The sequence below is a fragment of the Actinoplanes sp. NBC_00393 genome (assembly GCF_036053395.1).
Taxonomy (GTDB): Bacteria; Actinomycetota; Actinomycetes; order Mycobacteriales; family Micromonosporaceae; genus Actinoplanes.
On the sequence record NZ_CP107942.1, the window covers coordinates 6,603,737 to 6,624,164 of the forward strand.

18 protein-coding genes and 1 pseudogene are annotated in these 20,428 nt (G+C 69.8%); 9 read left to right on the plus strand and 10 right to left on the minus strand.

Annotated features, from left to right (window positions below; all coding sequences use genetic code 11):
* Positions 1-46: 46 nt before the first annotated feature.
* Together OHA21_RS30620 and OHA21_RS30625 are read right to left on the minus strand one after the other, a co-directional pair.
* Positions 47-589, minus strand: a complete 543-nt coding sequence (locus tag OHA21_RS30620) for a DapH/DapD/GlmU-related protein (protein WP_328460740.1) — start codon at positions 587-589, stop codon at positions 47-49.
* Positions 582-1,583: a GDP-L-fucose synthase family protein gene (locus tag OHA21_RS30625; protein WP_328460742.1), complete on the minus strand. Its 1,002-nt coding sequence runs from the start codon at positions 1,581-1,583 to the stop codon at positions 582-584. The genes OHA21_RS30620 and OHA21_RS30625 overlap by 8 nt, the downstream gene beginning before the upstream one ends.
* Before the next feature lie 1,138 nt (positions 1,584-2,721).
* On the opposite strand from OHA21_RS30625, the pseudogene OHA21_RS30630 reads away from it, so the two are divergent.
* Positions 2,722-3,950, plus strand: a pseudogene (locus OHA21_RS30630) (IS110 family transposase).
* A gap of 561 nt (positions 3,951-4,511) precedes the next feature.
* Here the strand turns inward: OHA21_RS30630 and OHA21_RS30635 are convergent.
* Positions 4,512-4,949 carry a hypothetical protein gene (locus OHA21_RS30635; protein ID WP_328460745.1) on the minus strand — a complete coding sequence of 146 codons (438 nt, stop codon included), beginning with the start codon at positions 4,947-4,949 and terminating at the stop codon, positions 4,512-4,514.
* A 291-nt stretch (positions 4,950-5,240) separates the two neighbouring features.
* Here OHA21_RS30635 and OHA21_RS30640 point away from each other — a divergent pair, with 291 nt between their 5' ends.
* From OHA21_RS30640 to OHA21_RS30650, 3 genes are read left to right on the plus strand one after another with little or no spacing between them, the layout of a single operon-like run.
* Positions 5,241-6,587, plus strand: coding sequence for an MFS transporter (locus OHA21_RS30640; protein ID WP_328460747.1), 1,347 nt, complete (start codon positions 5,241-5,243; stop codon positions 6,585-6,587).
* Between the two features lie 10 nt (positions 6,588-6,597).
* Positions 6,598-7,311 (plus strand): hypothetical protein, encoded by a 714-nt coding sequence (locus OHA21_RS30645; RefSeq protein WP_328460749.1) that lies wholly within the window; start codon positions 6,598-6,600, stop codon positions 7,309-7,311.
* Positions 7,312-7,313: 2 nt separating this feature from the next.
* A complete protein-coding gene (locus tag OHA21_RS30650; protein WP_328460751.1) occupies positions 7,314-7,814 on the plus strand; it encodes a mycothiol transferase in 501 nt (166 codons plus the stop codon).
* A gap of 8 nt (positions 7,815-7,822) precedes the next feature.
* On the opposite strand, the gene OHA21_RS30655 is transcribed toward OHA21_RS30650, so the two are convergent.
* From OHA21_RS30655 to OHA21_RS30665, 3 genes are read right to left on the minus strand one after another with little or no spacing between them, the layout of a single operon-like run.
* Positions 7,823-9,289: an ATP-binding protein gene (locus OHA21_RS30655; RefSeq protein WP_328460753.1), complete on the minus strand. Its 1,467-nt coding sequence runs from the start codon at positions 9,287-9,289 to the stop codon at positions 7,823-7,825.
* Positions 9,290-9,292: 3 nt separating this feature from the next.
* A complete protein-coding gene (locus OHA21_RS30660; RefSeq protein ID WP_328460755.1) occupies positions 9,293-10,951 on the minus strand; it encodes an FAD-dependent oxidoreductase in 1,659 nt (552 codons plus the stop codon).
* A gap of 12 nt (positions 10,952-10,963) precedes the next feature.
* Positions 10,964-12,106 carry an NAD(+)/NADH kinase gene (locus OHA21_RS30665; protein WP_328460757.1) on the minus strand — a complete coding sequence of 381 codons (1,143 nt, stop codon included), beginning with the start codon at positions 12,104-12,106 and terminating at the stop codon, positions 10,964-10,966.
* A gap of 38 nt (positions 12,107-12,144) precedes the next feature.
* On the opposite strand from OHA21_RS30665, the gene OHA21_RS30670 reads away from it, so the two are divergent.
* Together OHA21_RS30670 and OHA21_RS30675 are read left to right on the plus strand one after the other, a co-directional pair.
* Positions 12,145-13,086: a phosphotransferase gene (locus OHA21_RS30670; RefSeq protein WP_442874915.1), complete on the plus strand. Its 942-nt coding sequence runs from the start codon at positions 12,145-12,147 to the stop codon at positions 13,084-13,086.
* Positions 13,087-13,097: 11 nt separating this feature from the next.
* On the plus strand, positions 13,098-14,192 hold the full coding sequence (locus OHA21_RS30675) for a hypothetical protein (RefSeq protein WP_328460761.1): 1,095 nt from the start codon (positions 13,098-13,100) through the stop codon (positions 14,190-14,192).
* A gap of 75 nt (positions 14,193-14,267) precedes the next feature.
* On the opposite strand, the gene OHA21_RS30680 is transcribed toward OHA21_RS30675, so the two are convergent.
* A complete protein-coding gene (locus OHA21_RS30680; RefSeq protein WP_328460763.1) occupies positions 14,268-15,248 on the minus strand; it encodes a class I SAM-dependent methyltransferase in 981 nt (326 codons plus the stop codon).
* Between the two features lie 117 nt (positions 15,249-15,365).
* Here OHA21_RS30680 and OHA21_RS30685 point away from each other — a divergent pair, with 117 nt between their 5' ends.
* Together OHA21_RS30685 and OHA21_RS30690 are read left to right on the plus strand one after the other, a co-directional pair.
* Complete coding sequence (locus OHA21_RS30685) at positions 15,366-15,830, plus strand: molybdate ABC transporter substrate-binding protein (protein WP_328460765.1); 465 nt, start codon at positions 15,366-15,368, stop codon at positions 15,828-15,830.
* Entirely contained in the window at positions 15,827-16,417 is a 591-nt protein-coding gene (locus OHA21_RS30690; protein ID WP_328460767.1) for a DUF1684 domain-containing protein, read from the plus strand. The genes OHA21_RS30685 and OHA21_RS30690 overlap by 4 nt, the downstream gene beginning before the upstream one ends.
* A gap of 15 nt (positions 16,418-16,432) precedes the next feature.
* Here OHA21_RS30690 and OHA21_RS30695 read toward each other — a convergent pair whose 3' ends face one another.
* Both OHA21_RS30695 and OHA21_RS30700 read right to left on the minus strand, forming a co-directional pair.
* Positions 16,433-17,104: an adenosylcobinamide amidohydrolase gene (locus OHA21_RS30695; protein ID WP_328460769.1), complete on the minus strand. Its 672-nt coding sequence runs from the start codon at positions 17,102-17,104 to the stop codon at positions 16,433-16,435.
* 7 nt (positions 17,105-17,111) lie between these two features.
* Complete coding sequence (locus OHA21_RS30700) at positions 17,112-17,651, minus strand: GNAT family N-acetyltransferase (RefSeq protein ID WP_328460771.1); 540 nt, start codon at positions 17,649-17,651, stop codon at positions 17,112-17,114.
* A gap of 70 nt (positions 17,652-17,721) precedes the next feature.
* On the opposite strand from OHA21_RS30700, the gene OHA21_RS30705 reads away from it, so the two are divergent.
* Complete coding sequence (locus OHA21_RS30705; protein ID WP_328460773.1) at positions 17,722-18,696, plus strand: Acg family FMN-binding oxidoreductase; 975 nt, start codon at positions 17,722-17,724, stop codon at positions 18,694-18,696.
* Here OHA21_RS30705 and OHA21_RS30710 read toward each other — a convergent pair.
* Complete coding sequence (locus tag OHA21_RS30710) at positions 18,693-20,348, minus strand: sulfatase-like hydrolase/transferase (RefSeq protein ID WP_328460775.1); 1,656 nt, start codon at positions 20,346-20,348, stop codon at positions 18,693-18,695. The two genes, OHA21_RS30705 and OHA21_RS30710, sit on opposite strands and share 4 nt — an antisense overlap.
* Positions 20,349-20,428: the final 80 nt, after the last annotated feature.

A 20,428-nucleotide genomic window follows, 5' to 3' on the forward strand; every position in this document is an offset into this window, starting at 1 on the left:
CCTCGGTCGTCCACTAAGGTCACTACATGAAGAATGCGCATGGTCGTTACTGGCCCTTTACCCGACGGACAAACCCCGTTCCAGCGGGGACGTCTTTATGCGCCAGAGCTTGTGCTCCGACCACCGCGCCCGCGCCGACGGCAACGCCCCGCAGAACCGTAGCCCGTGCCGCGATCCACGCTCCGCTCTCGATGACGATAGGGCCGTTGTCGTATTCGAAGGTTGGGGAATCCCAGCGGTGGCTGCCGGTGCACAGGAACGCGGCCTGGCTGATGCAGACGTCGTCTCCGACGTTGATGGGTTCGAGGTTGAGCAGCCAGGCGTCCTCGCCGATCCAGCAGTCATCGCCGACGACGAGCTTCCACGGCCAGTGCACTCGCACCCGGTGGCGGATGAACACGTTGCGGCCGATCTGAGCGCCGAACAGTCGCAGGAGGGCCGGGCGTAACCGCACCGGGAGCCACCATTTCTGAAAGACCAGGTTGGAAGTGGCGAACCAGGCGGCCTGCCACAGCTTGTTGCGGCCCTTGTCGTAGCCGGCACCGGTGAAGCCGGCCAAACGGCGGCGCACGACGGTCTGCTCAGCCACGCCGCGCCTCCGGGTGGTCAAGGAACCAGCGGTAGGTGGCGGCGACGCCGTCCCCGAGTGATATCTCTGGCTTCCAACCCATTCCGGTGAGCCGGCTGACGTCGAGGAGCTTCCGAGGAGTTCCGTCGGGCATGGTCACGTCCCAATCGATGTGGCCGTCGTAGCCGACGGCGTCGCGGACCTCGCCCGCGAGGTCGGAGATGGCAACATCGACCCCCGAACCGATGTTGATGTGCTCGGCCTCGTTGTAGTGCTGCAGTAGGAAGACAGATGCGGCGGCCAGGTCGTCCACGTGGAGAAACTCTCGCCGTGGGGTGCCGCTGCCCCACAGGGTGACGTTGTGCCGCGCCTCGACCTTGGCGTCATGGAATTTGCGCAGCATTGCCGGGAGCACGTGGCTGAACTTGAGGTCGAAGTTGTCTCCGGGGCCGTATAGGTTCGTCGGCATCGCCGAGATCCAAGGCACGTTGTGCTGACGACGGATCGCCTGCACCTGCATGATCCCAGCGATCTTCGCGATGGCATACCCGTCGTTGGTTTGCTCCAGCGGGCCGGTCAGCAGAGCGCTCTCCGGGATCGGCTGCGGGGCATGCTTGGGGTAGATGCACGACGAGCCGAGGAACAGAAGCCGCCGTACGCCGTGGCGCAGCGCGGCATCCATGACGTTGAGCTGGATCCGCAGGTTGTCCGAGAGGAAGTCGGCCGGGTAGGTGGCATTTGCCAGGATGCCGCCGACCTTGGCCGCAGCCAGCACGACTACATCGGGCTTGTTGGCGGCGAAGAACTCCTCGACCGCCTCCGCGCGACGAAGGTCGAGTTCGCTCGAGGTGGCACCAATAAGTCGGTCGAAGCCCTGCGCCGCGAGCCGTCGCCACACCGCCGATCCGACCATGCCCCGATGCCCAGCGACATAGATCATGTCGTCGCTGCTGATCAACTCAGAGCTCGCCCGGGCGCGGTATCGAGATCCCTCATGGCCGTGAGAGATATCCATGGGAAGTCATCTCCTTACCGGACGGCAGGCCGCGCTGCTGCGAGAAACCGGCCGCCCCGCAGCGCGTCCGACACTCCGGACGTCTGGGTTCGACAATGGAATTTCATCGTGGCCGCGCACCACAGGGCGCCAAGTTGATTTGTACCTGGCCCCGGCGCCGCCATCACCGAACCCGACACCATCCTCAACCCACGCTTGCCAAGGAGTAGCGCAGATCCATGTGGAATTCCCTTCACTCCTCGGCGATGTATGGACCAACGACCCAACGCGCGAACAGGTGTGCAGCTGAACGGAACATCATGGATCTCGCATCGAAAAACCAATGTCACCCATTCAGCTACGCCGCGCAAACCACGGAAATTCACCGGATCGGGCTAATACTGCAACGGCACTTAGCCTCGGCCCTTCGTTAAGGGCCTGTCCACGGAGTGGGCTGAAAACAAGAAGTGCCTTCTGATCAGGGAAGATAGGACTTGCTGAGGGTCCAATTGACCGCGCCAGAGCGTCGGATCCCAGAATTGGGATCCACGCGGGCAGGTGACCACCTGGTGTCTCTTTCGCCCACATCGACGATATGGCGGTGGGCTGTGCCCCGAACACGTCGCCTCCGTAATCATGGCTCGTCACCCGTTGGGAAGCCTCAGACCGCTCGGCGGCGGGTGGAACTTTAAGCCCAATTTAAGGTGGCAGCGTCGTTTTTTCGGTCACCCCTCGGTCAACGGCGTTTCGAACCGTGGGTCTTCGCAAGAAGGGGTATTCAGAACGGTCAGCCCCTGAATGATATTCAAACCTGGCGAGGTGTTTCTGAAGATCGATCTTCAGCGCGGTGACCTGTACGTTCTGCCCTGACAGGTGTTTCTTTCCGGAGAAGCCGTGGCAGTGCTCACGATCCCCGACTGGGGGAGGAAGCCGTCGACCAGCACGCCCCGTTACCTTTTTGATCGTCCCCAGCCGGGGACTGCTCGGTCGCTGGTCCGGTATGACTTACTGCTCCTGTCGTACGCATGATCCGGGGGTGTTGTCGCCGGGCCGGGTGGCGTCGGCGGACCGCTGATAGAGACCCGGCCACCCCTCGGGTAGGTCTCTCCGCAACGTGGCTGCCGGCAGTCCGAAGCTCAGACCAGCGGCCGAGCCCATGATGGACATCGTGGGAGGCGAAAGCGTGCACGACGAGTACGGCGTGTTCCTCGGCTTTGACGTCGGCAAGAGTGACCACCATGCGGTCGCCCTGGACCCGGCGGGTAAGCGGCTGCATGACGCGGCGCTGCCGAATACCGAGGCTGGGCTGCGGAAACTGTTCGACAAGCTCGGCCGGCACGGCCGGATCCTGGCGGTGGTCGACCAGCCCGCCTCGATCGGCGCCCTGCCCGTCGCGGTCGCCCGGGCCTGCGGACACCAGGTCGCCTACCTACCCGGCCTGGTCATGCGACGGCTCGCTGACCTGCACCCCGGCACGGCCAAGACCGACGCTCGCGACGCCTACGAAATCGCCGACGCGGCCCGCACGTTGCCACACACGCTGCGCCGGGTCGACACCGGTGATGACACCCTCGCGAGCTGGAAGTGCTGGTCGGCTACGACGACGACCTCGCCGGCGAGGTCACCCGCATCGCCAACCGCATCCGCGGCCTGCTCACCCAGATCCACCCGCCCCTGGAGAAGGTGCTGGGCCCGAAAGCGCAGCACCCGGCCGTCCTCAAAGCGTTGTCGCGGTGCGGCGGCCCCGCCGGGCACCGCAAAACCGGCCGGTCCAAACTCACCGAGGTCGTCAAGCCTCGAGCTCCGCGCATGGGTGCCCGCCTGGTCGAGCAGATCTTCACCGCTCTCGACGCCCAGACCGTCGTCGTTGCGGGCAGCAACGCAGCCGAGACTATCCTGCCGAGGTTGGCCGACAGTCTGCGTGACCTGCTCAACCAGCGTGACCAGATCGCGGAGCAGGTCGAGGGGATGCTTGATACGCACCCTCTTTCCTCGGTCCTGACCTCGATGCCTGGCGTCGGAGTCAGGACCGCAGCCCGGATCCTGCTCGAAGTCGGCGACGGCAGCTCGTTCCCGACCTCCGGCCACCTGGCCGCCTACGCCGGGCTTGCTCCGGTGACCCGACGTTCCGGCACCAGCATCCGCGGCGAGCACCCGCCCAAAGGCGGCAACAAACAGCTCAAACGCGCGTTCTTCCTGTCCGCGTTCGCGGCTCTAGCGGACCCGGCCAGCCGGAGCTACTACGACCGAAAGCGCGCTGAGGGCAAGACACGCAACGCCGCGCCCATCTGCCTGGCCCGCCGCCGCGTCGACGTCCTCCACGCCATGCTCCGCACAGCGACCCCCTACCAGCACAAACCAGCAGAAAAGCTCGCCCTCGCTGCTTGACAGAACCCATAGGGACACCCCCCGCTGCGGGTTCGCTCGAGACGCTGGCCCACATCGGGTCGGGTGACTCAGCGCAGGATCGGTTGCAGGATCTGGTGGTTAGCGGGGTGATCGTGGCCTGCGAACAGCCGAACAGTTCGCTGCGACGTCCGGTACGTTGTCGCCTGACGGCGCGGTTGCCTACCGCGCCTCGGCTGACTCAGTGACCCCGGCCGTGGACCTCGACACCGTATCGGCCATCATGCGGAGGAAAGAATTCGGCCGTGTCTTTACGGTTGCAGCCACGAGCGACGCCCGCGGCGACCATCGCCCGGTCAAGATCGGATCCACCGGGCCGAACGCCCGCCCCAGCGTCTGGGGCGGGCGTTGTCCGTCGTGACGATGAGCTGCCCGTCGTCTACTGATCCGGGGAGGGCGTCTTGCGCCCGCTGAGGGGGCCAGGCACGGTGGCCGCACTGGTCTCGCCTGTGAAGGCGAGCACGATCGTGGGCCGCCGTAGTCGGCTCGGTGAGCCGGTGGTTCGCAGCGGCTGACCCTGCTGACCGTCACCGAACGTTTCGGTCACAGCCCCAGCAACGACCCGAAAAGAGGAAGCGAGAACCCGCCGCCGTCCGTGTCGTACGACCGGTTGTAATTCCGGTTGAAACTGGTGTTGTTGTTCGCGCTGTAATTCGTGTTGAAGTTGTCGTTCTGGCTGGTGCTGTGGTTGGTGACGTAGTTCGTGATGTAGTTGGTGCTGTACGTCTTGTTGTGATTGAGGCTCTTCGTCTTGCTGTGATTGACGCTGTTGTTCTTGCTGTGGTTGACACTGTTGTTCTTGCTGTGGTTGACGCTGTTCGTCGTGGTGTGGTTGACCTTGTCTTTCTTGTCGTCACGGGGTTCGGCCTTGACGGCAACGGCCGTGCCGGCGTCCGGCGCAGCGCTCGCGGGCGCCGCGAAAAAGCCGAATGTTGCAGCCACTGCGCCGGTCAGGACGGCCAGCCTCAGGACATTCTTCACAGAGATCCCTCACCTAAACGGAATGGAAGAGTGAGCCGGAAAGACAAGCGTTTCCGGCGCTGCCCCACTATGCCCACTTCGAACGGGCGCGCCACGGAGATCCGCGACGACATTCTTAAGTTCCCGCGTTCGAGCGAAAACGAGGACGCACCCGAATCTTTCGCGTAATGGAGCGTCATTGCGCTGCCGGAAAGGCTGGTGGTCCGCGACGGTGAGGAAGCGCACGTTGCAGGGCGTCTAGCTGCGAGAAAGGGTTGTTGTGCGTCCTGCACAGCAACTGGAAGGCGACCCATGCCCCTGCGTCCCGGAGCCCGGGCCTGGGCCGTGTGGTCCGCCGGCCTCGCCGCGTACGTCATTGCCGTTCTGCACCGGACCTCGCTCGGGGTCGCGGGGCTGGACGCGCAGGTGCGGTTCGACGTCGGGGCGAGTGCGCTCGCCAGCTTCGCCGTGTTGCAGCTCGTGGTCTACGCCGGGCTGCAGATTCCGGTCGGGCTGCTGCTGGACCGGTTCGGGTCGCTGCGGCTGGTGTTCGCCGGCGCCCTGGTGATGGCGACCGGGCAGACCCTCATGGCGTTCACCGACGACGTGGGCGGCGCTGTCCTGGCGCGGGTGCTGGTCGGCGCCGGCGACGCGATGACCTTCATCAGCGTGTTGCGCCTGGTGCCGCACTGGTTCCCCGGCAAGCGGGTGCCGGTCGTGACCCAGCTGACCGGGATCGTCGGCCAGATCGGGCAGGTGCTGTCGGCCGTACCGTTGGCGGCTCTTCTTGCCGGGCCCGGCTGGACCACCGCGTTCCTCGGCGCCGCCGCTGCGGGCGTGTTCGTGGCGATCGTCGCGCTCGTCGCCATGCACGACACCCCGCACACCCGGATCAACACCGGCCAGGCGGTCTCCTGGCAGCGCCTCGGCGCCGATCTGGGCAGCGCGTGGCGGCATCCGGGCACCAGGCTCGGTCTCTGGACGCATTTCACCACCCAGTTCACCGGTACGGTCTTCGCGCTCATGTGGGGCATTCCGTTCCTGATCGCCGGCGAGGGCCTGAGCCGGGGCGCTGCGAGCGCGCTGCTGATCCTGTTCGTGCTGACCGGCATGGCGTCCGGCCCTGTGCTCGGGCTGCTGACCCAGCGTTACCCGCTGCGCCGGTCGTTGCTGGTGCTCGGCATCGTGGCCTTCAACATGGGCGCGTGGGCTGCGGTCATCGCCTGGCCGGGGCACGCGCCGATGCCCCTGCTGGTGGTTCTCGTGCTGGCGCTCGGGCTGGGCGGGCCGGGTTCGATGATCGGGTTCGACTATGCGCGTACGTTCAATCCGCCCAGCCGTCTCGGCACCGCGACCGGCGTGGTGAACGTCGGCGGTTTCGTGGCCTCGCTGCTGACCATCGAATTGATCGGCCTGATTCTCGATGCCCGAACCGGCGGTAGTGCGGACTATCACATCTCGGACTTCCGGGTCGCGATGTCGGTGCAGTTCCTCGTCGCCGCGGTCGGTGTGCTGGGGATTCTGCGGACCCGCAAGCTCGCCCGGCGAAAGCTGGAAGAGGAGGAGGGCGTGGTCATCCGCCCGCTGCGGGTCGCCTTGGCGGAACGACGGGGTTTAGCGCTGGAGCGTGCGGTAAAGGCGAAAAACTGGCGCGACTGAAAGGGGGCCCATGACTGACCACGCGCAACCCCGGTTCTGGTCCGGCATCGACATTCCGAAGACCCTCGCCGGCACCTTGGCAGCCGTCTCCGCGGCGGTGGCCGGCTCGTTCCTCGGGATCGCCGGCACGCTGATCGGCGCCGCCGTGGTGAGCCTGATCAGTTCGATCGGCACCGAGCTCTACCACCGGTCCATCGACCGCGGGGCGAAGAGGCTGCAGTCCGCGTTCGTGACCGCACCGGCCGCGGTGGGCACGCCCGAGGTGGCGGCCACGCACGAGCCGCCGTCCTCGTCGGAGAGCCCGAGGAAGATCCATTGGAAGCGGGTCGGCATGGTGGCGGCCGCGCTGTTCGTGCTCGGGCTCGGCACGCTGACCGCGATCGAGCTGGTCGCCGGCCGGTCGGCGGCGGACGCCCTGAGCGGGCGGGGCGGCGACAGCCCGCCGAGCCTGTTCAACACCTCGAACACCAGCGACAGCAGCGACGAGGACGCCGAGCAGACCGACTCCGGCGAGCCCAGCGCACCGGCCACCGAGCCGACCGGGGAGACAGGCGAGACCAGCACCGAGCCGGCCGACCCGCCGGCATCTCCCGCACCGGCCGGGGAGCCGCAGACCACCACCGAGCCGCAGCCGGAGACCACGACCGCGCCGGAGGAGAATCAGACCGGCGTGGAGGGGCAGCAGCCCGCGCAGGAACTTCCCGAGCAGCAGGAAGGTTCTTGATCATGGACGCGAAAGACATCCTCGGCGAGGCGCACGGTCGCCTGCCTGAGTTGGTGGAGACCGCCGTGCAGGGGCTCCGCCCGGATCAGCTCCGCTGGGCCCCGGCGCCGGGCGCCAATCCGATCGGCTGGCTCGTCTGGCATCTCACCCGGGTGCAGGACAGCCACGTCGCCGAGCTCCTGGACGCCGAGCAGGTCTACCTGACCGGCGACTGGGCGCCCCGCTTCGGCCTGAAGCCGGACCCGTCGGACACCGGGTACGGGCATGACGCGTCGCAGGTGGCGGCCGTCGCACCGGAGAGCGTCGAGGCGCTGACCGGCTACTACCGGGCCGTGCACGAGCGTACGGCGGAATTCCTGCGCGGCCTGACCGCCGCGGACCTGGACCGGGTAGTGGACCGTGCCTGGGATCCGCCGGTGACCCTGGGCGTCCGCCTGGTCAGCGTGATCGACGACGACGCCCAGCACGCCGGGCAGGCCGCCTACGTGCGCGGCCTGCTCTAGGCGCCCATTCAGGCCGAGGGCGGCTCGCTGACCGGCAGCCGCACCAGGAACTTCGTGTCGCCGGGCTGGGACTGCACGGTGATGTCACCGCCGTGACCGTTGACGACGATCCGGTACGAGATGTCGAGTCCCAACCCGGTGCCCTCCCCCACCGGTTTCGTGGTGAAGAACGGCTCGAAGACCCGTTTGCGCACCTCCGGAGGCATGCCCGGCCCGGTGTCCCCGACCGACACCACGACGTGGTCGTCCTCGCGGTAGGTGCGGATCGTCAGGGTGCCGGAGCCGGCCATCGCCTGGACCGCGTTGTCGATCAGGTTGGTCCACACCTGGTTCAGCTCGGCCGGGTGGGCCGGGACCTGCGGCAGCGTACGGTCGTAGTCCTTGACCAACCGGATGTCCTGGCCGATCTTGTGGGCCAGCATGACCAGGGTGCTGTCCAGGCCGGGGTGCACGTCGATCCACTGGTGGGCGGCCCGGTCCAGATGCGAGTACCGCTTGGCGGCCAGCACCAGCGACGACACCCGCCCGGTGGCGTCCTCGATGTCGCTCATCAGCTGTTCGGTCTCCAGCGCGTACCCGATCCAGTGGATGGCCTGGTCGAGCAGCTCCGGTGAGGCCAGCCGGGCCTCGATCTGGGAGAGACACTCGGTGTCGATGTTGCCCTGGGCGAAGACCGGGGCGACGTCCCAGGCGCCGGTGATGCCGTGCTCGTCCATCCACTCGCCGAGCTCGTCCTCCAGGTCGGCGATCTGCAGGGCGGTCAGCGCGGGCGCCTTCGCGGCGCGCTCGATGACCTCCTCCTGGAGGTTGAGCAGGGCGGTGAGCCGATCCGGGGCGACCTTGCCGGCGGCGAGCTTGCCGAGTTTCATCCGCATCGCGGCGACCCGCTCACGCAGCGCGCCGGTGGCCCGGGAGGCGGCGGCCGCCGGGTTGTTCAGCTCGTGCATCAGGCCGGCGGAGAGCGCGCCGAGCGCGGCCAGCCGCTGCCGTTCGCCGATCGCCGCCTGCATGCTGCGCTGCCCCAGGGTCAGGCCCTCCAGCAGGTGGATGGCCATCGGGAACCACTCGCGCATCAGCCGGCCGAAGTCAGCGGCCGACAGCATGAAGAACTCGCTGTCGGAGAGCGCCCGCATCGAGGCCATGTACTTGCGGGGGACGCCGTCGTCCTTCAGGTACGCGTTGGTCGCGCCCATGTAGACGCCGCGCTGCTCGGTGCGGGTCGTGGTGACGTCGTCCGGCCCGACCCGGCGGATCAGTGAGATCGTGCCGCTGAGCAGCACGAAGAACGCTTCGGCCGGATCGCCCTCGCGGATCACCAGCCCACCGGCCGGCACCCGCATGGTGCAGCCGTGCTCGGCGATCCAGATCAGCTGCTCGTCGGTCAGCTTCTCGAACAGGAACAGGGTCTTCAGCTCGGCCGGGGTGAGCCGGCCGGGCTCACACGGTTCCAGCCGGATCTCTTCGGTGTCGGACATGGGCTACTGCGCCTCCAGGTAACGATGCACCAGCGCGACGGCCATCGCGCCCTCGCCGACCGCCGAGGCCACCCGCTTGATCGAGTTGGCCCGGACGTCGCCGGCCGCGAAGATGCCGGGAACACTGCTCTCCAGATAGAACGGATCGCGGTCCCGATCCCATCCCCGCGGCCGCTCACCACCCACGAGAAGATCCGATCCGGTACGCACGAAGCCCTTCCCGTCCCGCTGGACCGCATCACCCAGCCAGTCGGTCCGCGGCTCGGCGCCGATGAAGACGAAGAGGTATCCGCACTCGACGGTGGCCTTCGTCCCGTCCTTGCTGTCGCAGATGGTGATCGCCTGCAGGTGCCCGTCGCCCTGCGCCCCGATCACCTCGCACCTGGTCCGCACCTCGATGTTCGGCACCTGTGCCAGCTGCTGGATCAGGTAGTACGACATGGACGCCTCGAGGGAGTCGCCGCGGACCAGCAGGGTCACCCTCCGGGCGTACCGGGAGAAGAAGAGCGCCGCCTGCCCGGCCGAGTTGGCCCCGCCGACGATGTAGACGTCGCTGCCCTCGCAGGCCGGCCCCTCGGTCGCGGCCGAACCGTAGAAGACGCCCGAGCCGGTCAGGTCGGCGACGCCCTCGGCGAGCAGCGGGCGGTAGGAGACGCCGGTGGCCAGCAGGATGGCGTGCGCGGAGATCTCCCCGCCGTCGGCGAAGGTCAGCGTACGAGCGGACCCGTCCGTGCGCAGCCCGACCACCTCGCGGGTGTTGAGGGTCTCGGCCGCGAACTTGTCGGCCTGCCGCCGGGCCCGGTCGGTGAGCTGCGCGCCGGAGATCCCGTCCGGGAAGCCCAGATAGTTCTCGATCCGGGAGCTCTGCCCGGCCTGCCCGCCGACCGCCTGCCGCTCGATGAGCAGGGTCTTCAACCCTTCCGAGCCGCCGTAGACAGCGGCGCCCAGACCGGCCGGCCCGCCGCCCACGATGATCAGGTCGTAGAAGTCGCGGCCCGGGTTGGTGGAGAGCCCGGCCGCCTCGGCGACCTCCTGCACGCTCGGCTGCGGCAGCGCCCGCCCGTCCGCGGTGACCACCAGCGGAACCGCCTCCGGCCCGGCGCCGGCCGCCTCCAGCAGGCGGCGGCCCTCCTCCTCGTCGGCGCCGAAATACTTGTACGGCACCAGGTTGCGGGCCAGGAAGTCGCGGATCTGGAACGACGGCTCACTCCACCGGTGCCCGACCACCCGGATGTCCGGCAGCTCCTTGTCACCGGTCGCCTGCCAGGCGTCGAGCAGCGCGTCCAGCACCGGGTAGAGCTTCTCCTCCGGCGGGTCCCACGGCTTGAGCAGGTAGTGGTCGACGTCCACCACGTTGATCGCCTGGATGGCTGCGTCGGTGTCCGCGTACGCGGTGAGCAGCGCCCGCCGCGCGTGCGGGAACAGGTCCATCGCCTGCTCCAGGAACTCGATGCCGTTCATCTGCGGCATCCGGTAGTCGGCGAGGATCACCGCGACCCGCCCGCCGCGCAGCTTCAGCTCGCGCAGCGCTTCGAGCGCCTCGGCGGCCGAGGAAGCCCGAATGATCCGGTACCGGTCGCCGTAGTGGCGTCGCAGGTCACGCGCGATGGCGCGGGAGACGGACGGGTCGTCGTCGACCGTGAGGATCGCGGCTTGGCCCATGGGTCGTAGTCCTCAGCTCTCGTATTCGGGATGGCGTTCGAGGTATCCGGCGACGAAGGGGCAGGTGGCGACCACCGGGGTGGCTCGCGAGCGGGCGTCGGACAGGGCCGCGGCGGCCAGCCGCCCGGCCAGCCCGCGGCCGGCGAAGGCCTGGTCGACCTCGGTGTGCAGCAGCTCGATCCGGTCGCCGTGACGCCGGTAGTGCAGCACCCCGGCGACCTCGCCGCCGAGCAGGATCTCGTAACGCTGCTGCTCGAAGCTGTCCACCACGACGGCGTCGGCGGCGCTGCCCGTACCGACCTGGGCGCTGCCCTCGACCCGCAGCTTGCGGCGGGCCCGCTCGTAGAACGAGGTCCGCCCGAACCGGATCACCTGGGCCGCGCCGGGCAGCGGCTCGATCTGCAGGCAGGCGCCCGGCTCGGCGTAGCCCTCGATGATGCCGTCCACCTCGATCGCCAGCCGGCCGCTGGTCGGCAGCACCTCCAGGGCCAGGTGCTCGGAGGTGTCCAGCACCAGGGACCGGTTGAACGACGAGTGGGCGGCCGCGGCGCTGACGATCAGGCCCTGCACGTTCGGCGAGACGATCGGGCCGCCCGCCGAGAAGCTGTACGCCGTCGACCCGGTCGGCGTGGAGACGATCACCGCGTCCGCGGCGTAGTTGACGAAGCTGCTGCCCTCGACCCGGATGCCGACCGCGGCGAGGCCCTCCCCCGGCACGCGGACCAGCGCGATGTCGTTGAACGCGGTCACCGCACGGCCGTCCGGCAGCGTGGTCCGCACCGCGGTACGCGACTCGACCGTGTACCGGTGGTCGTCGATCGCGGAGAGCGACTCCCCGAGATCCGGCAGATCCACCTCGGCGAGGAACCCGAGCCGGCCCACGTTGACCCCGAGCACCGGCGTCTTGCGGCCCTCGACCAGCCGCATCGTGCGCAGCATGGTGCCGTCGCCGCCGAGGCTGACCAGCAGCCCGGACCGCTCGACCAGCTCCTCCGATGTCACCGGGACCGCGTCGCTGGCGATCCGGTCGATCTCGTCGGGCAGGCCGAGCACCGTGGCGCCCCGCTCGGCTGCCCAGCTCACGATGGCGTCGACCGCCGAACCGCAGTCCCGGCGCGGATGCAGCACGAGACCGACGACCTTCACCAAACCCATGGCTTGCAGCCTTGCACGCCGAGCGTTCAATGTCTGCTGTGCGTAGCCCCACTCAACTCACACTTGAGCTCGCTGATCTCGCCGCGCTGGTCCGCGACGGTCTCGGCGCCGACGTCACAGACGGTTCCGAACTCACCGGCGGCGGGTTCGCCACGGTCTGGCAGGCCACGCTGCGCGATGGCCGCCGGGTGGTGGTCAAGGTGGGCCCACCGGAGTCGGCTCCATTGTTGGAGTACGAGAAAAGCCTGCTCCCGGCCGAGGCGGAGTACTTCCAGCTGGTCCGTTCGCATGCTCCGGGCGTACCGGTTCCGGAGGTCCTGGCCACCGGGCCGAACTGGCTGATCACCAGCCACCTGCCCGGCCGCGCCCTCACCGAGGGCGACTCCTCCACCGCGCGCCGGCAGCTCGGCGCGGCCATCGCCAAAGTCCACACCATCACCGGTACGCACTTCGGCTACACCGGCGACCGCCCGGCCGGAGCCGACTGGCCCACCGCCTTCGCCGCGATGATCGACTCGCTGCGAGCCGACGCCGCACGCTGGCAGGTCCCGCTGCCCCCGCTGGACGGCGTGGTCGACCGGCACCGCGACCTGCTCGCCACGGTGACCCGCCCCGCGCTGCTGCACTTCGACCTCTGGGACGGCAACGTGCTGGTCGGCCCGGACGGCGCCCTGAGCGGCCTGGTCGACGGCGAGCGCTACCTGTACGGCGACCCGCTGCTGGACCTGGTCTCGCCCGCCCTGTTCCGCCGGATCGAGGACGAGGACGACCACCCCTTCCTGGCCGGATACCGCCCCGGCACGCTGGACCGGGCCGCCCGGACCCGCCTCACCCTGTACCGCATTCACCTCTATGTCCTGATGCTGGCCGAGGGTCCGAGCCGGGGCATTCCGGCCGCCGACGGACGCCACGCCTTCGTCACCAACCTGCTCACCGCCGAATTGGACGCCCTCGACGACGATCGAAGTCCGAACCGCTAGGCTTCCGCGCCATGATCCCCGGTGATGCCGATGCCGAACTGCGGCGACTGGCCGACGATCCGTCGTTCCAGCACCGCGATGCCGCCCTGCGCGCGATCCGGTTCCGGGCCGGTGGGGACGTGGCGGATCTGGTCGCGATCGAGGACGATCCGCACCCGTGCGCGATGACCGACGTGGTGTTCGCGATGGCCGGGTCGAAGCGGACCTGGCTCAATTGGGTGCCGATGCCCGGCGAGGCGATCTGCAACGTCGCCGACGAGGTCGGCAGCCGCCGGGCGCAGGGCGAGGACATGGGCCTGATCCGGCTGGCCCTCTCGGCCGCCGAGCCGGCCAGCGCGATCACCGCCGCGAACCGGGTGATGGGCGAGGTCGAACTCGGCATCGGCGACTTCCCGGCCCCGGACATCCGGGTTCCGCTGCGCCGCGGCCGGTACGCGGTCTGGCGCTACGACGGCACCGACCCGGTTCCGGCGGTGGCGGCGCCGTCCGCTGCCGCGGCGCGGGTGCTGCACGAGGTCGGTGGTGAGCCGTGGGCGTCGCCGCTCTCCGGGTACGTGCAGGCCGCGCCCCTCGGCGAGCTGCCGCTGAACGACCTGCTCGGCCTGCTCGCGCACCTGCCCGGCCCGCCGGACACGCCCCGCTGGGAGTACCTGAACCAGTCGACACCGACCTACTGGTTCCGGCTCCTGCAGCCGTGGGTCTGCCTCGGCCTGCTGCACCACGCGAGCCACGAGCCGTGGGCGAATTCCACCCGCCGGGAAGTGCTCATCGACCTGGCCCTCGGCATCGAGGACTGGACCGCCGACGCCGCACTGTTCGCGCTGGTCACCGCCGCTTATCGGGAGCGGGAACTGCGTACCGAGGTGCACGACCTGGTCCGGGCCCGGCTGAACGCCGCCGCCTCCGCGCCGCGGCTGGTCACCATCGAGGAGTCCCTGGCCCACCTGATGCTGATCACGCCGGGCTGCACCGCCGACGACCGCGGCCTCGCGACCGCCGTCCTGGAGCGCGCGGCGCAGGTGGACGACACCGGCGAGGACACGGACGACGCGCCGCCCCCGCCGTCGCAGGCCGGGAAACGCCGCTGGTGGCAGCGCCGCGGCTGAGCCCCGGTTGGCCTTTCGAGCCGTGCCGCGGCTCACTCAGCCGGGCCGGTCCTTTCGAGCCGGCGCCCGGCCGGCTCAGCCCTGCCGGGTTGCCAGGGCCAGGAACCGGTCCGGGACGTCCTCGTAGCTGCGCAACTTCCAGCCGGAGTCGGCGAGCAGCGGGCCGAGCCGTTCCTCGCTGAGCGCCTCGCCCGGCCGCAGCGTGCGGCCGTGCCGGGCGGCCAGCTGCGCGCGGCCGGTCGGATGGAAGATCGCCAGCGTGCCACCGGACCGGGTCACCCGGGCGAGCTCGGTGAGGCCGGCGACCGGATCCGGCAGGTGGTGCACCAGGCCGGCCGCGAAGATCGCGTCGGCGGTGGCGTCGCCGACCGGAAGGCGGCGGGCGTCGGCCAGGACCAGGCTCGCGCAGTCGTCCCGCCCGGCCTTGCGGGCGGCGAGCAGCATGTCCGGGGTGAAGTCGAGGCCCAGCACCCGCCCGGTGGGCCCGACCGCGCCGGCCAGCGCGGGCAGTGCCCGGCCGGTGCCGCAGCCGACGTCGAGGGCGATGTCACCGGGGCCGATGCCGGCGAGCCGGACCGCCTCGATGTAGCGCGGCATGTCGTCGCCGAACTTGCTGTCCCAGTCGGCGGCCCGGGCGGCGAAGAACGCGCGGCTCTCCGACAGATACCACCGGTCGGGGTCGGCCAGGTCGGGATGGATCTGGCGGATCACCGGCCACTCCGGGTCGCGATGGTCGATCACCACCTGGGCGCGGCGCTCGCCGTCCCCCTCGGCGAACCGGTGCCGCGGACCGCCGCGCAGAAAGACCAGGATCCGGTCGGTGGCCGGCTCGAGCACATTGAGCGCCGAGTCGATGACGCTGCCGCCCGGGCCGGTCAGGCCGAGGACGGCATCCACGTTCCACGCGCGTGCGCTGGACGGGAACGCCGCGGCGAGCCGGGCGGCGAACGCCGCCGCAGCGCCGGGATCGCCGCCGTCGACGATCACGGTGAGCGGGGCACGCGGCGCCAGCACCTCGGCGAGCAGTGCGGTGACTTCGGCGATGCGTTCCGGCACGCCCACCAGCATGACGGGGTACGTGTGACGCGCGCAACGGCCCCCACGCGGAACGCTTTGTGCCACTTTGTCACGGGCGGGTGGAGGTGACCGGGTCAAGGCGGGCACAGTAGGACGATGAGACCGGCCGGAGTCGCGCTGGCAGCCGCCCTGGCATTCGCCCTGGCGCCGGCCGGCTGCGCGGGCGCTCGCGACGGCCCGGGCAACGACCCGCCGGCGGGCGCCGACCCGACCGGCGGCCTCACGGAGGTCCGGGTGCTCGCCGACGAGTCACTGCGTCCCGCCTTCGACCAGGTCGAGACGATGTTCGAGGCACAGCATCCGAGCATCGAGGTCGTCCTGGCGTACGGTGCGGGAATCGACCTGGCCCGGCAGATAGCCGGCGGCGAACCTGCCGAGGTCTTCGCCACCGATGACGTCTCCGCGATGGCCACCGCGGGCCTCAGCGAAAAGGCCGCGGTCTTCGGCGGAGGCCGGCTGAGCGTCGCCCCGCTCGCCCCGGCCGGCGAACCCTTCGTCGCGTTCGTCAAAGAGGGCGCAGCCCAGCGGATCTTCACGGACACCGGCATACTTCGACCGTGACGGAGGCACTTGAGCTGGCCGACTTCCGCGCGGCCGTGGCCCGGATATATCTCGAGGACACCGACCTCGCATCGTTCCGCAAACGCCGCGACTCGCTGTTCGCGAGCCACCCGCAGTCCCCGATCCCGGCCGAGGCGCGGCCCGACTTCCCCGGCCTGCGCTATTTCCCGCCGAACGACGCCGCGGTGGTCGAGGTGCGCCTGCGCCCCTCACCGGGCTCGCTCGACGTCGACACCGGCGGCCCGGACGGGGTGATCCACTACACGCGGGCCGGCATCCTGGAGACGCCCTACGGCGAGCTGTCACTCTGGTGGATCGCCGCCTACGGCGGCGGCCTGTTCCTGCCCGTCCGAGACGCCACCTGCGGCGAGACAACTTACGGGGGCGGCCGCTACCTCACTGACACAGTGAAGGGCACGCACGGCCGGGGCCTCCACCGCCTCGCCGGGGACCGGGTACGCCTCGACTTCAACTACCTCTACAACCCGAGCTGCGCCTACGACCCGCAGTGGTCCTGCCCGCTGGCCCCACCGTCGAACCGGGTCCCCACCCCGATCGAGGCCGGCGAACTCACCTACCATCCCTGACCCGCCACCCGCGCTTCAGTGGGCTGCGCGGTCGGACCAGGAGCGGCCGGTGGCCAGGTTGGTGGCGCCGCCCTTCAGGACGGCCCGGTGCACGGCGCGGGCCAGCGGCGCGCCCCACCGGGAACGCGGGCCGCCGTAAGCAGCAGGCGGGCCGGCGAGGGGGCAGAGGATGCAGACGGCGTCGGTGGCCGTGCCGGTCGCGCTCAGGCCCAGTTCGGCCAGGGCCTGCGCTTTCGCCTCGGTGGCGGTGGCCACCGCATTGATCAGAGCGCCGTCCGAGAACCGCTGCGGCACCTCGATGACGATGTTCACCGTGCCGGGGTGGTGACCGAAACCGATCGCGTCCGGGTCGGCCGCGCGGATCGGGGCGCCCAGGCCGACGGTCGCGTAGACCCGCACCTCGTCATCGGTCTCGGTGACCACGTCGGCCACGTCCACGCCGGTCAGCAGGCCGATGCCGGGGCCGGTCAGACCGAGCCCGGACGCGAGTTCGGCCAGGTGGGTGTCCGGGTCGGGGCGGGCGTAGGACATCGCCACGCTGGCGTTGATCAGCCACTCGCGCGGGCCGATGCCGCCGCCCAGGACCGCGCTGGAGACCGCCAGCAGGGGCTCGGGAAAACGCCAGAGCAGCAACGGTACGTCGTACCCGCCCTCGCGCCGGTGGGTCAGCGACGGTTCGGCGAACATCCGGTCGTTACTTCCATTCCGCTGCCAGCATTGCCCAGATCTCAGTGTCCCGGCGGGTGCCCTGCCACGGGTACGACTCCCGCTTCTGGCCCTCGCGGGTCATGCCGAGCCGGCGGGCGACGTTGGAGCTGGCCGTGTTGTTCGGGTCGCAGAGCCATTCGGCCCGGTGCATGCCGCGGGTCCGGAACGCCCAGTCGAGCAGCACCCGGACCGCCTTGGTGATCAGGCCGCGACCGGTGGCGGACGGCTCCAGCCAGCAGCCCACCTCGCAGTTGCCGGCGGCGGCGTCGAACGCGACGAACATCGTGCCGCCGACCAGCGTGCCGTCGAGCCAGATGCCGAAGAGGCGCCCGGTGTCGGCGGCGGCTTTGTCGGCGTACCGCTGAAGGGTTTTGGTGGCAGTCGCCACGTCCGTGCTCACGCTGGCCCATGGAATCCATGGGTCGACGGTGGCGCGGGCCCGGTCCATGTGCGCGAGGAACTCCGCGGCCTGCCATGGTTCGAGGGGGCGCAGCTCGGCGCCGTCGCCAAGATCGATAGAGAACACCTGAGAAGCCTAGCGACGCCAGGGGCTTAAGACCGTACCGGGCATCGGGTAATCGGGCACCATGAAGGGTATGAGCGAGCACACCGACGAGGTCACACGGGCACTGGTGCAGGCGGCGGACGCGGCCCGGTTCGCCCCGTCGATCCACAACACCCAGCCGTGGCGCTGGGTGGTCCGGGCCGGCCGGCTGGAGCTGTTCGGGGTTTCCGAGCGGCAGCTGCTCGAGCAGGACCCGTCCGGGCGGATGCTCCTGCTGAGCTGCGGCACCGCCCTGCACCACGCCCAGGTCGCGCTCACCGCCGAGGGCTGGCGGCACGAGGTGAAACGGCCGGCCGCCGAGCCGCTCGCCACGATCAAGCCGATCGAGCACGAGCCGGTCCGGCCGGAGGCGACCCGGCATTTCCAGATGCTTCAGGTACGGCGTACCGACCGGCGTACCGTCACCGACGACGCGGTTCCCGAGGACACCCTGCGGCACCTGACGAAGGCGACCGAGGAGGGCGGGGCGCGGCTGCACGTGCTCGACCGCGACCAGGTCATCGAGCTGGCGGCGGTGGTGGACCGGGCGCAGCAGGCGCAGAACACCGACGAACGCCTGCGTGCCGAGACTGCCGCCTGGGTCGGCGGCGAGCGCGAGGAGGGCACCGGCATCCCGGCCTCGGCGCTGCCGGAGGAGCTGCCGCTCACGACCGTCGCGGAACGCGACTTCCAGGCCCCCGGCACGCTTGCGGCCGGCAGTGGGCACGACAAGGCAGCGACGTACGCGGTGCTCTACGGAACCGGCGACGACGCGGTCGACTGGCTGCGCGGCGGGGAGGCGCTGAGCCGGCTGTGGCTGGCCGCCACCGAGCAGGCGGTGAGCCTGCTCCCGCTCAGCGGCCCGGTGGAGATCGCCTCGACCCGGCAGGCGCTGCGCGGCATGCTCAGCGGGACCGGCTACCCGTTCCTGGCGGTGCGGCTCGGCACCCTGGATCCGGCCCACTCCGCCCCGCCGAAGACCCCGCGTCTGCCGGCCGGCCAGGTCATCGAGGTGATCGCCGACTAGTGCGGGTCGCCTTCCGGGCCGTAAGCGGCGAGGAAGCGGTCACGGAAAGTGTCCATCCGCCAGTTCGGGGCGGCCGGGTCCGGCTTGAGGCCGTCGGTCCAGCCCCACGAGTCGATCCGGTCGAGGACCTTCGGGTCCTTGGCGACGATAGTGATCGGCACGTCGCGGGTGGCGTTCTGACCGACCACGACCGGGGCCGGCTGGTGGTCGCCGAGGAAGACCAGGACGGTGTCGTCGTCGGCGTACTTCTCCAGGTAGGAGAGCAGGGAGTCGATCGAGTACGCGACTGATCGCGCGTACTCGGTCTTGATCCGGGCGTTGTCCTTCCAGACGCTCTGGGTGGACTCGGCGTTCGCGACCATCGGGCCGTAGACGCTGCCGTCGCCGATCTTGTCCCAGTCGAGCATGGTGGGCACCGGCGCCCACGGGGTGTGGCTGGAGGTCAGCGTGATCTCGGCGAGCAGCGGGCCGCGGTTCTTCTTCGCGTACTCCAGCTCGTGGAAGGCGGACATCACGTACTGGTCGGGCATGGTGGACCAGCTGAACGCGGGACCGTTGTAACCCAGCGTGTGCGAATCGTAGATGTGGTCGTACCCGTAGAACTGCCCTTCGGGCCAGGCGAAGGTGATGCCGGGCTCGACGCCGACCGCCCGGTGCCCGGCGTTGTTGAACGCCCGGGTCAGGGTGAGCCGGTCGCTGGAGACCAGGCTGCGGTAGCGCTGCTCGTTGTCGATCCACAGCCCGGACAGGAACGTGGCGTGCGCGAGCCAGCTGCCGCCGCCCGCGGTCGACGAGGTGAGCCATCCGCTGCGGGCGGAGAAGCCGGCCTTGGTGAGCCGGTCGCCGTTCTCCGCCAGCGACTTGAGGACCGCGCCGTTGAACGCGGGGTTCTCCAGGGCGTCCCGGCCGTAGCTCTCCACGAATGAGATCAGCACGTCGTTCTTCTTCAGCGCGGTGAGCAGTTGGTCGGCGGGCCGGTCCCGGTACGCGTCGACCAGCACCTCCGCGGCGAACTGCTTGCGGTCGCGCAGGTCGTTCGGCAGAGCGAGCGCGGTGTGCGCGGCGAGGTCGGCGGCGGTGTGCGAAGCGACCGGGATGCCGCCGATCAGCTGGAAACCCATGGCGAACAGGGCCACCCAGGCGACACCCACCGCGCCGAGGCCCCGCCAGGCCCCGGCGCGGTGGGCGGTCAGGACGCCGCTCAGCCGTACGACCGCCCAGGTCATCCCGGCGATCAGGGCAGCGGCGAGGAGGAGGGCGCCGACGGCGATGCCGATCGCGGCGGCGCGTCCCATCGAGTCGACCATGAAGTTGAAACCGTCGTCGAAGAGCACCCAGTCGAGGACCGGGTCGAACCGGCGGGCCAGCACGGCGAAGAAGCCGATGTCCACGAGCTTCACCACGGTGAGCGCGCCGAGCAGCGCACCCAAACCGATGGCGACCGGCCGCCGGAACCGTCCCGGCAGCAGAAGCAGGAGGATCCCGAGGATCACCGCTTCGATCGGTACGCGCAGCAGCGCGGTGTGCACCGAGTTGCCGGGCGGCAGCCGGAAGATCTGGTCCGGCACGATCAGCGCCAGGAAGACCACGACCACGGCGAGTCCCGTGGTCAGGTGCCGCAGGACTCGGCGATACGACTTCTTTTCGCTCACGGTCTGTTCATACGCCTGAGCGGCCCGGGCGGTTCGAAGGGGTACCCATGACAAAAGTCAGTGGATGAGTGAGTGCTCGC